General features: G+C 40.7%; 16 protein-coding genes. 1 reads left to right on the plus strand and 15 read right to left on the minus strand.

Going from position 1 to position 12,473, the window contains the following annotated elements:
* Positions 1 to 45: 45 nt before the first annotated feature.
* Genes bshA through ACCB35_RS13585 form a run of 5 tightly spaced genes read right to left on the minus strand, consistent with a single transcriptional unit; the run spans position 46 to position 3,405 of the window.
* The gene (gene bshA, locus ACCB35_RS13565; protein WP_374054161.1) at positions 46 to 1,167 is read right to left on the minus strand and encodes an N-acetyl-alpha-D-glucosaminyl L-malate synthase BshA; all 1,122 of its coding nucleotides are present in this window, start codon (positions 1,165 to 1,167) and stop codon (positions 46 to 48) included.
* Positions 1,168 to 1,171: 4 nt separating this feature from the next.
* Positions 1,172 to 1,873, minus strand: a complete 702-nt coding sequence (gene bshB1 / locus ACCB35_RS13570) for a bacillithiol biosynthesis deacetylase BshB1 (RefSeq protein ID WP_374054162.1) — start codon at positions 1,871 to 1,873, stop codon at positions 1,172 to 1,174.
* A 1-nt stretch (position 1,874) separates the two neighbouring features.
* Complete coding sequence (mgsA, locus tag ACCB35_RS13575) at positions 1,875 to 2,282, minus strand: methylglyoxal synthase (RefSeq protein ID WP_044336365.1); 408 nt, start codon at positions 2,280 to 2,282, stop codon at positions 1,875 to 1,877.
* Positions 2,283 to 2,294: 12 nt separating this feature from the next.
* Positions 2,295 to 3,065, minus strand: coding sequence for a 4-hydroxy-tetrahydrodipicolinate reductase (dapB, locus tag ACCB35_RS13580; protein WP_374054163.1), 771 nt, complete (start codon positions 3,063 to 3,065; stop codon positions 2,295 to 2,297).
* Positions 3,052 to 3,405 carry a nucleotide pyrophosphohydrolase gene (locus ACCB35_RS13585; protein ID WP_044336361.1) on the minus strand — a complete coding sequence of 118 codons (354 nt, stop codon included), beginning with the start codon at positions 3,403 to 3,405 and terminating at the stop codon, positions 3,052 to 3,054. The genes dapB and ACCB35_RS13585 overlap by 14 nt, the downstream gene beginning before the upstream one ends.
* Before the next feature lie 161 nt (positions 3,406 to 3,566).
* Here ACCB35_RS13585 and ACCB35_RS13590 point away from each other — a divergent pair, with 161 nt between their 5' ends.
* On the plus strand, positions 3,567 to 4,436 hold the full coding sequence (locus ACCB35_RS13590; RefSeq protein WP_044336359.1) for a YitT family protein: 870 nt from the start codon (positions 3,567 to 3,569) through the stop codon (positions 4,434 to 4,436).
* An 80-nt stretch (positions 4,437 to 4,516) separates the two neighbouring features.
* On the opposite strand, the gene ACCB35_RS13595 is transcribed toward ACCB35_RS13590, so the two are convergent.
* The 10 genes from ACCB35_RS13595 to ACCB35_RS13640 all read right to left on the minus strand — a co-directional run bounded on the left by ACCB35_RS13595 (position 4,517) and on the right by ACCB35_RS13640 (position 12,458).
* Positions 4,517 to 5,197: a zinc metallopeptidase gene (locus tag ACCB35_RS13595; RefSeq protein ID WP_044336358.1), complete on the minus strand. Its 681-nt coding sequence runs from the start codon at positions 5,195 to 5,197 to the stop codon at positions 4,517 to 4,519.
* Positions 5,198 to 5,256: 59 nt separating this feature from the next.
* The gene (ypjB, locus tag ACCB35_RS13600; protein ID WP_374054164.1) at positions 5,257 to 6,048 is read right to left on the minus strand and encodes a sporulation protein YpjB; all 792 of its coding nucleotides are present in this window, start codon (positions 6,046 to 6,048) and stop codon (positions 5,257 to 5,259) included.
* Positions 6,049 to 6,114: 66 nt separating this feature from the next.
* Entirely contained in the window at positions 6,115 to 6,699 is a 585-nt protein-coding gene (locus ACCB35_RS13605) for a DUF1405 domain-containing protein (protein WP_374054165.1), read from the minus strand.
* A gap of 75 nt (positions 6,700 to 6,774) precedes the next feature.
* A complete protein-coding gene (locus tag ACCB35_RS13610; RefSeq protein ID WP_374054166.1) occupies positions 6,775 to 7,545 on the minus strand; it encodes a c-type cytochrome in 771 nt (256 codons plus the stop codon).
* A gap of 48 nt (positions 7,546 to 7,593) precedes the next feature.
* A complete protein-coding gene (gene qcrB, locus ACCB35_RS13615; protein ID WP_044336350.1) occupies positions 7,594 to 8,268 on the minus strand; it encodes a menaquinol-cytochrome c reductase cytochrome b subunit in 675 nt (224 codons plus the stop codon).
* A 13-nt stretch (positions 8,269 to 8,281) separates the two neighbouring features.
* On the minus strand, positions 8,282 to 8,791 hold the full coding sequence (locus ACCB35_RS13620; RefSeq protein WP_044336348.1) for a ubiquinol-cytochrome c reductase iron-sulfur subunit: 510 nt from the start codon (positions 8,789 to 8,791) through the stop codon (positions 8,282 to 8,284).
* A 140-nt stretch (positions 8,792 to 8,931) separates the two neighbouring features.
* Positions 8,932 to 9,396 carry a YpiF family protein gene (locus ACCB35_RS13625; RefSeq protein WP_044336346.1) on the minus strand — a complete coding sequence of 155 codons (465 nt, stop codon included), beginning with the start codon at positions 9,394 to 9,396 and terminating at the stop codon, positions 8,932 to 8,934.
* Positions 9,397 to 9,569: 173 nt separating this feature from the next.
* The gene (locus tag ACCB35_RS13630; RefSeq protein ID WP_044336344.1) at positions 9,570 to 10,109 is read right to left on the minus strand and encodes a ReoY family proteolytic degradation factor; all 540 of its coding nucleotides are present in this window, start codon (positions 10,107 to 10,109) and stop codon (positions 9,570 to 9,572) included.
* A gap of 130 nt (positions 10,110 to 10,239) precedes the next feature.
* Positions 10,240 to 11,481, minus strand: coding sequence for a tetratricopeptide repeat protein (locus ACCB35_RS13635; protein ID WP_374054167.1), 1,242 nt, complete (start codon positions 11,479 to 11,481; stop codon positions 10,240 to 10,242).
* A 53-nt stretch (positions 11,482 to 11,534) separates the two neighbouring features.
* A complete protein-coding gene (locus tag ACCB35_RS13640; protein ID WP_374054168.1) occupies positions 11,535 to 12,458 on the minus strand; it encodes a hypothetical protein in 924 nt (307 codons plus the stop codon).
* Between the last annotated feature and the right edge of the window lie 15 nt (positions 12,459 to 12,473).

Genomic DNA, 12,473 nt, shown 5'->3' on the forward strand with positions numbered 1-12,473 from the left:
TTTTTACACCTGCTTTACTCAGATCTTTTCCTTCAGACTATTTTATTATAGAAGCGCTTCGTAGATCTGTTCATACTCTTTGACAATCTTACTGGAGTGAAACTTTGTTCTCGCCGTTTGTAGTGCATTTCCCGAAAGTTCCTTGTGAAGCTTCACATCTGTCAGTAATTCCAACGATTTTTCTGCAACCTGAGAGACGTTCCCGATTTCACATATAAAGCCATTGTAGCCATCCTCAATCACTTCAGGGATCCCTCCTACATTCGTTCCAATGCTCGGTACGCCACAAGCCATAGCCTCAAGGGCTACTAAACCAAAGCTTTCCTTTTCGGAAAGAAGCAGCTTAATGTCACTAATCGAATAAAGCTCTTCTAAGTTATCCTGTTTTCCAAGGAAAAGGACTCGACCTTCTAATCCAAGTTCTCTAACCTGTTTGCAAATCACCGTCATTTCAGGTCCGTCCCCAACAAGGAGAAGTTTAGCCGGCATCTCGTTTTGTATAAGATTGAACGCAGCTACAACATCTGTGACCCTTTTCACGCCACGAAAGTTGGAAACATGGATAATGACCTTTTCATTATCCCTAATTCCATATTCATTTCTAAGGTGCTGAGAATCTACTGCCTTATACACTCTTTCATCTATGAAATTATAGACCGTTTGAATTTCTTTATCCGGTTGGATCAAATCATTGGTTTGTTTCACCAAAGCGGAAGAAACTGCGGTGACCACATCAGACTTTTCAATACCGAATCGAATCGCTTTTGTTAAAGAAGGATCATAACCAAGCACAGTAATATCGGTTCCGTGCAGGGTAGTAACAATCTTTACATCTTTACCAGACATTTGTTTACCCAAAATGGCACAGACTGCATGTGGGATCGCATAATGCACATGAAGGATGTCCAGGTTCTCACGTTCTATAATTTCAGCCATTTTATTCGCCAGTGCTATATCGTAAGGTGGATATTGAAACACTGAATACTGACTCACTTCCACTTGATGAAAGTATATGTTGTGATACATTTTATTTAACCGAAATGGAATGCTCGAGGTAATAAAGTGAATTTCATGGCCTTTCTCTGCTAATAATTTACCCAGTTCAGTAGCTACTACGCCTGAGCCACCAACGGTCGGGTAGCAGGTGATTCCTATTTTCATTTTCATACCATTAATCTCCTAACAAATCTTGATGCAATATTAGGGTATTATAGGAGAAGAATCCTTCAGCGTACCGTAAGCCGGCTTCTTTCCCCATCATTCGCTCCCTTGCTTCAACCGCTTCAATGTAGCCTTCTGTTAAAGGAGTGGACACCCCTTCAGGCCCTTGGGTAAACTGACTCGAATATGCTTCTAAGCTCCGAATCTTCGTATGCATATGCGCCTCGATGTCCACTACAAATTGAGGTTTATGAAAACCGTTGATCATATAAAAATACAGATTTTCCGCTTTATGAGCCTGGGTAGTGGAATGGATCTTCCTAATTCCAGCTGAGAAAAAAGCTTCTTTAATCAAGCGTGCCGCATTTCCATGATCAGGATGACGATCCTTTTCATATGGAGCAAATACCGCTTTCGGTTTGTGCATTCTGATCATGTTAACCACTTTCTGAATGTTTTCATCTGTTATGTAAACTCCCCTATCAGGAATATCTAGGGTTTCTCTCTTGCAGGCACCCAGTATGCGTGCAGCTGACCTTGCTTCTTCTTTGCGTAAAGAAACCGTCCCATTCGAAGAAAGTTCTGCCTCTGTCAGATCGCAAATCACAATCTTCTTTCCTTCAGCTGCATATTTCGCAATGGTGCCGCCCATTCCAATCTCCACATCGTCGGCATGAGCTCCGAATGCAAGGATGTCAACTTGTTGATCCACGTTACTCCTCCTTATCCTTTACCACACTTCGCCACTCGATATCCCCTCTTTCAAGCCCTTTCACCAGTACTTCAGCTGTTCCCATATTGGTTGCTAATGGGACTGAATATACATCACACAGTCTGATGAGGGCAGATACGTCCGGTTCATGGGGTTGAGCTGTTAGAGGATCTCTAAAGAAAAGAACAAGATCCATATTATTATTAGCAATATAGGAGCCTATCTCCTGGTCTCCTCCCAGGGGACCTGACCGGAAACGATGGACAGATAGTCCCGTTTCTTCCCCGATTCTCTTTCCCGTTGTTCCCGTAGCAAAAAGAGCGTGCTTCTCTATTATCGGCTTATAAGCTAAAACAAAACGAATCAGATCATCTTTTTTCTTATCATGAGCTATTAATGCGATGTTCATAACACTCATCCTTTAATCTAAAATATTTTCCAACCCGTACACCAGTGTATCCAGTTTCATGACAGTATCAACGGAAACCTTCACTCCCGACATGAAGCTTCCCCTGTTAAAAGAGTCATGACGAATCGTTAAAGTCTGACCCTCCGCTCCCAACATCACCTGTTGATGAGCGACCAGTCCCGGCAGGCGAACACTATGGATGTGCATGCCATCAACATTTGCTCCCCTTGCACCTGGGTGTGTTTCTTTTTCATCATGGTGCCCCTGCTGCTTCGATTCTCTCACTTCCCTGATCATTTCGGCTGTCTTAACGGCAGTCCCTGAAGGAGCATCCAGTTTTTGGTCGTGATGTAATTCAATGATTTCCACATCGTCAAAATACTTAGCAGCCATCTGGGAAAATTTCATCATGAGCACTGCACCAATCGCAAAATTAGGAGCGATGATACATCCCAATGACTTTGATTCTGCCAGGACCTTTAATTCATTTAATTCTTCTGTAGTAAAACCTGTAGTTCCAACAACTGGTCTGACACCGTATTCGAGTGCTGTTTTCGTATGGTGATAACCCACCTCTGGAGTTGTCAGGTCGATAAGCACATGTGGTGTTTGAGCCTGGAAGCATGTTTCGATATCAGCGTATACCGGTACATCTATATCTATTTCTTTCTTGTAATCAATCACACTAATAAGCGTAAAATGTTCAGTATCCTTTACTAACTGAACCGCTTCTTTCCCCATTCTTCCTCTTGGTCCAGCAATCGTGACATTAATTTGTTCCATCTTCATCCCCACTTTCAATTCTTGTCCAGCGATTTTTATCTCTTGTATTAAATTTATGCATCACACGATCGTGGGCCTCTTCCAGGCTGATATCAAGGGAGTTTGCCAGGCAGATGACCACAAACAACAGATCCCCGAGCTCTTCCTCAATCGTTTTTTCTTCCTCTGAATTCTTTTTTGGTTTTTCTCCATAATAATGATTCACTTCTCTCGCCAGTTCGCCAAGTTCCTCCGTGAGCCTCGCAACCATTGCCAATGGACTGAAATATCCTTCTTTAAATTGACTTATGTATTGGTCTACTTCTTTTTGTAATTGATCCATCGTTTTTTTATTATCCATAAGAAGTCACACTCCTTCATTATCTCCTATCATGTTAGCTAAATCCTTCCCGTTTGACAAATATTACGTTTGATTTATTAACTCTTCATTGCTAGTTTGTTTTTCTTCTTATATAATGTCTCTGTCAACGAGATAATACGAATAAAAGGAGGGAATCACAGTTGTTTGGATTACGTTTGAAAAATATATTATTCATCCTGTTGGGATCAGCTATATTCGCTTTTGGACTTGTTCATTTTAATATCCAAAATAAGCTGGCTGAAGGCGGGTTTACCGGAATCACACTTATCCTATATTTTTTATTTGACATTGATCCGTCGTACTCCAACCTAGCATTAAATATACCCCTATTTTTCATAGGATGGAAGCTTCTCGGAAAGAAAGCTTTTTATTATACTGTACTCGGTACCGTCAGCCTTTCTGTATTTCTATGGATTTTCCAAAGATATCAAATGACGATCAACCTCGAAGGCGATTTGTTTCTTGCAGCATTGTTCGCAGGTGTCTTTATCGGGGTGGGTCTTGGGATCATTTTCAGATACGGAGGAACAACAGGCGGCGTTGATATTATCGCTCGACTCGCCCATAAGTACATAGGATGGAGCATGGGGAAAACGATGTTTATGTTTGACGCCGTTGTCATTGGAGCGTCTCTCATTACGTATCTGGAATACAGGGAAGCCATGTATACGCTGGTGGCTGTATTCGTTGCGGCAAGGGTCATTGACTTTATGCAGGAAGGGGCATACTCAGCCAGAGGTGCCATGATCATTTCCGATAGCCATGAAGAAATCGCTACTGTCATCAATGAAAAAATGGATAGGGGAGTAACCGTTTTAAGGGGGCATGGTTCGTTCACGAAACAAGACCGGGAAGTGCTCTACTGCGTGGTTGGTAAAAATGAAATCGTCCGGCTCAAAAATATTATCACGAGCGTCGATCCACACGCCTTCGTCTCCGTCACGGTCGTGCATGACGTACTAGGTGAAGGCTTTACGTTAGATGCAGATAAAAATCCTTTGCATGACTAAAAGGTAGACCCTCTAAACGGATCTTCAGGCAAAAAAAAGCCGGGCTCAAAACTTGAGTCCGGCTCCTTCTTTATATAGTATCAATCGTCATTATTCATCCCAGTAAAGATTAACACAAGCCTTAGTAATTCAATAACCGCAACTGCTGCAGCCGCTACATACGTCATTGCCGCGGCGTTCAACACTTTACGTGCATGTCGTTCTTCTTCATTACGAATCAGACCAAGTGAAACAATTTGATTCATAGCCCGGGAAGAAGCATTAAACTCAACAGGAAGGGTGATCAATTGGAACACTACCCCTGCTGCCATCAGAATGATACCAAGCAGGAACATCCCTGTCATTTGAGTGAACATCCCGATCAGTAAGAAGATCCAGGACATATTGGAGCCTATGTTCGCTACTGGAACCAAGGAATGACGGAATCGTAGGAATGCATAGCTTTCAGCATCTTGAATCGCATGGCCGACTTCATGGGCCGCCACAGCTGCTCCCGCTACAGAATGTCCGTGATAGTTATCTGGTGACAAGGCAACCGTTTTGGTAATCGGGTTGTAATGATCACTTAAAAACCCCCTGCCTTCTACGACCTTCACGTTGTGTAAACCATTTTCGTCCAGAATCCTTCTAGCCATTTCCCTGCCTGTCATACCGGAAGTAGTGGCTACCCTTGAATATTTCTTGAACGTACTTTTTACCCGCATTTGAGCTCCAATTGGAATAAGAGCAATGAGTAAAAAGTAAATAATAAATCCTGCCATTATCGCAATAACCTCCAGATGTTTAGATACCTAAATTTTATAGTGCTATAACCGCGCTGTCAATTTTTTTGGCGCTCTGACTTTTTTGCCTCACCCTGTCCTTTATATTTTCTCCAACCTACATAAGATAATGTAGAGACAATGATACTGCCCGTCGATATGATCACCCACCAGAGGGATGGGTCCGCCTCATCCTCTTGTTTATTCTCAAACAGCTTCTCAAGGTCAGTTTCCAGGGATGTTAATTCGGTCATGGTTTCCGTGCCTTCCAATACGTCTTGCCGGTAATGATCGAGGTAAGATATCCTGGCGTCCAGCGCTTGAGCGCGTTCTACCGGAATATCTATTTTAAGACTTGGTTGGATAATATTATATTTCGATAAAAACACATTTAATGTGGTATGGTATTCTTCAGCATTTCCATTTTCCGCTGCCGACTTCACACCATTAAATGCTTCCATTATCGGGTCTTCCATTTCGACCCACAAAGGCTGATATTGACTGCTTAAAGCGTCCATCACAAGGCGGAACTTTGTAACGGCGTTCACCTTTTGTTCCATGTCAGCAGAGGTCTGATTGATGCTCTCCACTGCCAGATTATGTGAGATGGTGAGAATTCTAAGCTCATCCATTGAAAAAGACCGTTGGGCACTCAAGGATGCAAATTCATCAGAGAAATAAACCAGTAGATGTTTCGCTTCTTCATATCTTCCAGCCTTTGTCATTTGCAAGGCCTGGTCTGCAACTTCATCAAGCTCGTTCATCGGAGACGTCGACTCTACTGCATTTAATGGGTGAGGTATTAAAATGAGAAAAAAGAAAAGCGCGATAAAGAATTGGATAAATTTCATACTTGTCCCCCCTAAAACTACTAGTAAAGTTTATGAAAGGGTGGACAAGAGTAGACCAAAAAAAGACTATGGCATCGTATGAATATTTAATCGCTTCGTTTTTCGTGTAAAGTAAAAAGCGATTGCGATCGATGCAATACTTAACCAGAAAGTGAAGTACCCAATATGCTGTATGTACATATACAATCTGGAGTATACAGGAAACTGCATGTAGACGTAATCAATTATGTCATTATGGATGGTCCAGATTCCACCGGCAACAATATGCCAGATCTTCACCCGGTAAAAGGAAGAATACAATATCCCTTGGACCGCCATCGCTCCGTGTGACGCCATGAGCATATAACCCTCCCAAGGTAGATCACCGGCAACCCAAAGCGTTAACAAATTCATTACCACGGCCCATATCCCATATTTAAATAGCGTGATAATGGCTAACACTTCAACTAAGGGCCAATTGCGATTTAGTAAAAATGCTATGAGAACAAAACAAAAAAACAGGCTTGCTGTCGGGCTGTCGGGAACAAACACTAAAAATTGGGAGGGGGTATTTCGTAGTTGAGGGATATACCATATATAACCGTATATAGTGCCAAATAAGTTCACAATGAGAAGCAACCATATAAACGTTTTGTTCTTCAAGATGGACATGATCCAGAGCATGTATTTAATCCTCTCTTTCAAGTAGAAAAAAAAGAGCCAACGTAAGCCGGCCCTTTTTCACTATTATTCTTTTAACCCAGAGATGAATTCAGCCAGTTTGTCCAGCTCTTCATCTGATCCTTTAAATAAACCTGCAGGCATGCCTGGTGGTTTACCGTTTTTAGCGATATCCGCTACTTCTTCAGGTGAGAGGCCAGTTGCAACTAAAGAAGGTCCTGCTCCACCTTGCAGATTTTCACCATGACAGTTAATACAACCATTTTTCTGGTCTGCATAGATTTTATAACCTTCAGATTCTTTATCGATATCCACTTCAGCCTGGATCTTACCTTGTTCCTTCGCTGCTTCCCAGTCATGAGTCACAACTGATTCCCAAGTCAAGAAATATGTTGCTGCAAGTGCCAATAACATGAATCCTACTGCAAATGGACGTTTCGTTGGACGACGTTCAGGTCCTTTGTCGATAAATGGTGCAAGCAATAGCGCTCCAAATGCGATTCCAGGAATAATGAATGCTCCAATAACATTATAAGGTCCAGATGCGTATGTGTATTTAAGTAATTGGTATAAGAATAAGAAATACCAGTCAGGTAATGGAATATATCCAGTATCTGTTGGATCGGCAACACGCTCTAACGGTGATGGATGAGCAACCGTTAAACATAGATAACCGATTAGGAAAACAGCTCCAACTAACCATTCTTTTAGTAAGAAGTTTGGCCAGAAAGCCTCTGTTTTTCCAGGGAACTCCGAATAATCTTTAGGAATATTCGGCTTTCTGTCTGCAGGTACACGTGAGTCCCCTACAAACTTCATCCCTTTTCCTCGATGCATAGCGTCCCCCTCCTTCTAATTTAAGGTTCATTAATATATGTTCGTATCTTATAGTGGTCCTGAAATACCTTGCTTACGGATCATCAGGAAGTGAGCCCCCATTAGTCCAAGCAATGCTGCAGGCAGGAAGAATACATGAATAGCGAAGAATCTCGTTAGTGTTTGTGCACCAATGATAGAAGAATCTCCTGCGAGTAAGATCTTCACTTGCTCACCGATGAATGGTGTAGCAGCTGCGATTTCAATACCAACCTTCGTAGCGAATAGCGCTTTCATATCCCACGGTAATAAGTAACCAGTGAAACCAAGTCCTAACATTACGAAGAAAATAAGTACTCCAACAACCCAGTTCAATTCACGAGGTTTTTTGTATGCACCTTGGAAGAAGACACGTAGTGTATGTAAGAACATCATTACGATAACCAAACTAGCTCCCCAGTGATGCATTCCACGGACAATTTGTCCAAATGCAACTTCATTTTGCAGGTAATACACAGATTCCCAAGCGTTTTTAATATCTGGAACATAGTACATTGTCAGGAACATTCCAGATAAAATTTGAATTACGGTAACGAAGAATGTTAAACCACCAAAGCAGTAAACAAACGCTGAAAAGTGATGCGCCGGGTTTACATGTTCAGGTACTTCGTGGTCCGCAATATCGCGCCACAAAGGCGTAATGTCCAAACGCTCGTCAACCCAATCATAGATTTTGTTCAGCACAGATTACGCCCCCTTACTTAACATATTTATTTGGTTCAGGTTGTCCAAGGTATAAAATACCGTCTTTTTCTTTTGTTGGATATACATCCAACGGTGCTGTCGGTGGTGTACCAGGAACATTCTTCCCGTTTTTCTCATACAGACCACCATGACAAGGGCAATAGAACTTGTTTGGGTTACTCTTGTCGCCCGCCCAGTTAACAGTACATCCAAGATGCTTACATACTGGTGAAAGAGCAACAACATTTCCTTCTTTGTTCTTATAAACCCATGCAGTTTGTGTTACTTCTGATGTGTACCACGCATCTTTTTGTTCATAAGAGAAATCGACACGTACTGGTTCATTCGTTAACTCTGAAACTTTTTGCTTTGTCGCTTTAAATTCTCCAGCAGCTGAAGTTTTTAATACTGGATCTACAGCAAATCGAACCATCGGCATTAACATTCCTGCCGCCATGAAACCGCCTACACCCGTAAGTGTATAGTTAAGGAATTGACGTCTAGATACACGATGTTTGCTCATCCTTTTCCCCCCTCTATCGTAAGGTAAGTCCATCGGACATATTTCGCACAAATATAAAACTAGGACATAACTATGATATATTAAACTCTATACAAGGTCAATAACTCTCTAATCTAAATGATGGAAACAATGTGAAGTTTTTATGAATTTTTTTGCCATTTTTGTACAATCACATTTAAGAGTTGCTTCACCTGATCTTCCATGATGGAATGTTTGTACTGTTCCTCTAAATGCTCAAGCGGTATGGAGGGCACCCAGATCAGGCGGTCATGCAATTCCCCCTCTACCTTTTTCCACTCACTGTCCGATGTCAGAAAGAACGTATGTTTCACTCCGCTTGCACTTAATTCCTCTGCCCACTGGGTTAATCTTGAAACCTCTTCCGCCCTTGAGGCAGTCATTACATACGTGAATGGCGGCGTCATGATCATCCTGCCTTTGAATTGTCTTTCAAGGTGAAAGGTGAGTAGAGTTATAAATTCGGATTGTGCTGCAGATACTTTGATATCCTTCCCAAAATCAACAGGAACAATCGGAATGACAGCAGTATCTATGTATTCTTTTTCAGATTCAAAGACTTCAATATCTTTTACGTTCCAATTCATGTAAAACCCTCGTTTCGTCTTTCATTTTTCACTTCCCATCATATCACTTTATAACTCCCTGTTAAAAGCGATTTCACTTTTTGATTTTATTATGTTCAATAATCCTTTTTCCTATCTAACTATTCAATAAAAAAATCGAATGAAGAGATGTCTTTTTCTCTTCATTCGACCTTTTAGCTTAAGCTGTTCAATTCTTTTGTTAATTTCTTGAATGACTTTTCATCACCCGTATCAAGTGCCTGATCAATGGCCTTCAGCAACCGATCACGTTGAAAGGTTTGCAAACTGTCTTTAAGAAACTGCTCAGCCACAATCCTGTCTTTTTCATTAATCAATAAATACTTTGGCATAAACGGATTTTCTTCAAGTACCGCTGCAAATTGATAACTTGAATTTGCCTTACTGAAGTTCAATTGAATGTAAATATCTTCGTCTTTATTTAAACGAATGTCGTGAAATGACTTTTCTGCATCTGTTGTCATAATATTTTCTTTATAAAAGCGGAATGGCACATCCTCAACACAATGTGTGGACATCACAAGCCCCCTGGGACAGTACTGGGACTCTTCCACAAAATGAACTTTTTTCATTAATTGATCATGACTCATCAGGTAATTCAGTATCCATACACATTCTCTTCTTTTTAATTGATATCGGTTCAGAAACCAGCGAATAAATTCTTTCTTCTCGTTGACAGAAACAGGGGTGGTCATGGTTTTCCCTCCTCTGCAGAATCCTTTTATAAGGTCCGTTTTCCTTTTCACAATTTAAAAACGTTAGCTACTCTAAGGTGTTCTCATGTGCTTACACACCAGTCAATTCCCTTTGTACCACCGACGTCGATCAGTCTTGTAATCTTTCAATTAACTCCTGCCACTCGTCATTTGAAGGATCCATTTCAATCAGGTGTTCATATACTTCTATCGCTTCACCTCTGAGTCCTTCTTCTACTAAAAATTGTCCGTACTCTAGTAAAAACTCTTGATGATTCTTAAAGTAAGTATATGCAATACGGTATTGTTTTAATGCATGATTATATTGTTCAAGCCCTTCATAAGCCTTGGCAAGGTCCCAATTGATTTGAGGCTCTTCTTCCCCTTCGACCGTAAGCATCTGGGCAATTTCCAATACATCATCAAATCGGTCCTGTGTAAAGAATAATTTATTAATAACCAAAGCTGCTTCTACATAACCGGGATCTAATGCTAAGGCTTCCCTTAAAAATGCTTCTGCCTCACTCTCTAATCCAAGCTTCAAGGAAATCTTTCCACCGAACAAATTCAGTTCCTTGTTGTATTCATCCTGCTTTACGCCTTCTTGTATGGTTTCAATGCTTTCCTGCAGCATTTCTTCATGCTCATATGATTTCGCTAATAATAAATACACCGAATGATATTCAGGGTCTAACTCCTTAACGGAAACAAACTTTTCAATGGCTTTTTCGTAGAATCCAGCCTGATAAGCGGTAAAGGCGTAACCGAACAGAGTATTTATTTCAAGATGTTCCTTAAGTGCCTTTTCATAATGTGTCAAAGCTTCTTCAAAGGCTCCTCCCACACTATAAGCTTCTGCTAATCTTTGATGAACATTTGTACCACCAATCTCAGTGGTCCCATTCTGGATAAGAGTTTGATAGTGCCTTATTGCTTCCAGGAACCTGCCTGTTTCGGAATATAGTTCCCCCAGGCCAAAATCAATGACGGGCTCATCGGGTAATAACCTCTTGGCTTGTAAAAGCTTTTGTTCACTTACTTCAAATAAGCCTTGGATTTGATATAAATCTGCCAAGAGAAGCAATGCTCTTGGATAGATTGGATCTTTTTCATCCAGTTCTGCAAGTTTGTTTATTGCTTCTTCTTCGTTATCCATTTCCACCAGCACTTCTGCAAGTTCAATCAAGAGCTCTCCCTCGCCCGGATAGTACTGAAGGAGATTTTCATACAATTCTTTTGCTTCATCAAGAAACCCTAAATGGTGTAATTCTTCAGCCAGGCTGAATTTCTCTTCATGGCTTCCAAATTTCAATGCTTGCTTATACTCTTTCTGTGCTTCTTCCAATTTTCCTTCTTCTAAAGAAGATAACATTCGTTCAGCGTATGACATGGTCAATCCCTTTCTATAAAAAAGCTTATATTCATTTAAATAAAGTACCCCGGTGTTTGGATGATTAGTTCTTCACCCGCCCCAGGATAAAAATAGCCTCTATCATTTAAGTAATAATATTTTCCTTTGCTCATAGTACATTTTAGCACATGAGGACCGGTTTGAAATGGTAAGGGCTCAACACCCTCCTCTTCGACTTTCATATAGAGGTTATAACTTATTTCTCCACCTACTAAAAAATTTCCTCTAAGGGGGTAAATTCCAATTTTCTTCAGTTTCTCTAAAGACATTGGTTCTTTTTGAGGGATTTCATTTGAAAGATGAGGGATTTTCTCGTTTCCCATCGAATTTTGCCATATTTTAAGATGCTTTATTTTTGTTTTTTTGTCTATGTTTGTCGTAAAAAAAGGGACAAAAGTAATAGGGTAATCATATAAAAAACCTTTGATCCATCCCCAGCGAATCTCCTTGAATGTTTCTATTTCGTCAATATTAACCCAGACGACAGGAATCTTATGTCTTTTGCATGACCGGATAATCGATGGAGTAATAAGATTTGCGGATGTTTTTAATCCTATTGTGTAGTCAAGAGGACTGTTAAGCAAGGAGGTTTTGCGTTCATTTAATTTAGATAGAAATTCAAATTCGTACTTTAAATCAAATGCCGTCAGGACTGTGGTACACCCTTTATTGATAAATTCATCTACGTAATAATTCTTGATTGAAAGGAAATCCTTCCCTATAGGTACCTCTAAATCACACATGACATGTCCGGGAGTCATCATGAAAGATGAAACATCCATCCTCATGTAGCGATAATATGAAAAGCTGTCTCTAATGGCCGATATTTTATCGTCTTTAACCAGCAAAGAGGTTTGAGTGACTTTGGAATCTTTAACCCAATTCGCATTTTCAATAATGTACGTGCTCAATTCGTCATCACCTTCCTTTATAGACAAGCTATGAAAGAAGGG

The sequence above is a fragment of the Rossellomorea sp. FM04394 genome (genome assembly GCF_041889765.1).
Classification (GTDB): domain Bacteria; phylum Bacillota; class Bacilli; order Bacillales; family Bacillaceae_B; genus Rossellomorea; species Rossellomorea aquimaris_B.

Excerpts from the sequence above, each read along its gene's own strand:
- ACCB35_RS13610 (WP_374054166.1), bottom strand. The coding sequence starts at position 7,545 with ATGCATCGAGGAAAAGGGATGAAGTTTGTAGGGGACTCACGTGTACCT.
- ACCB35_RS13620 (WP_044336348.1), bottom strand. The coding sequence starts at position 8,791 with ATGAGCAAACATCGTGTATCTAGACGTCAATTCCTTAACTATACACTT.
- ACCB35_RS13635 (WP_374054167.1), bottom strand. The coding sequence starts at position 11,481 with ATGTTATCTTCTTTAGAAGAAGGAAAATTGGAAGAAGCACAGAAAGAG.
- ypjB (WP_374054164.1), bottom strand. The coding sequence starts at position 6,048 with ATGAAATTTATCCAATTCTTTATCGCGCTTTTCTTTTTTCTCATTTTA.
- ACCB35_RS13595 (WP_044336358.1), bottom strand. The coding sequence starts at position 5,197 with ATGGCAGGATTTATTATTTACTTTTTACTCATTGCTCTTATTCCAATT.
- ACCB35_RS13605 (WP_374054165.1), bottom strand. The coding sequence starts at position 6,699 with ATGTCCATCTTGAAGAACAAAACGTTTATATGGTTGCTTCTCATTGTG.
- ACCB35_RS13630 (WP_044336344.1), bottom strand. The coding sequence starts at position 10,109 with ATGACCACCCCTGTTTCTGTCAACGAGAAGAAAGAATTTATTCGCTGG.
- ACCB35_RS13625 (WP_044336346.1), bottom strand. The coding sequence starts at position 9,396 with ATGAATTGGAACGTAAAAGATATTGAAGTCTTTGAATCTGAAAAAGAA.
- bshA (WP_374054161.1), bottom strand. The coding sequence starts at position 1,167 with ATGAAAATGAAAATAGGAATCACCTGCTACCCGACCGTTGGTGGCTCA.
- ACCB35_RS13585 (WP_044336361.1), bottom strand. The coding sequence starts at position 3,405 with ATGGATAATAAAAAAACGATGGATCAATTACAAAAAGAAGTAGACCAA.
- mgsA (WP_044336365.1), bottom strand. The coding sequence starts at position 2,282 with ATGAACATCGCATTAATAGCTCATGATAAGAAAAAAGATGATCTGATT.
- dapB (WP_374054163.1), bottom strand. The coding sequence starts at position 3,065 with ATGGAACAAATTAATGTCACGATTGCTGGACCAAGAGGAAGAATGGGG.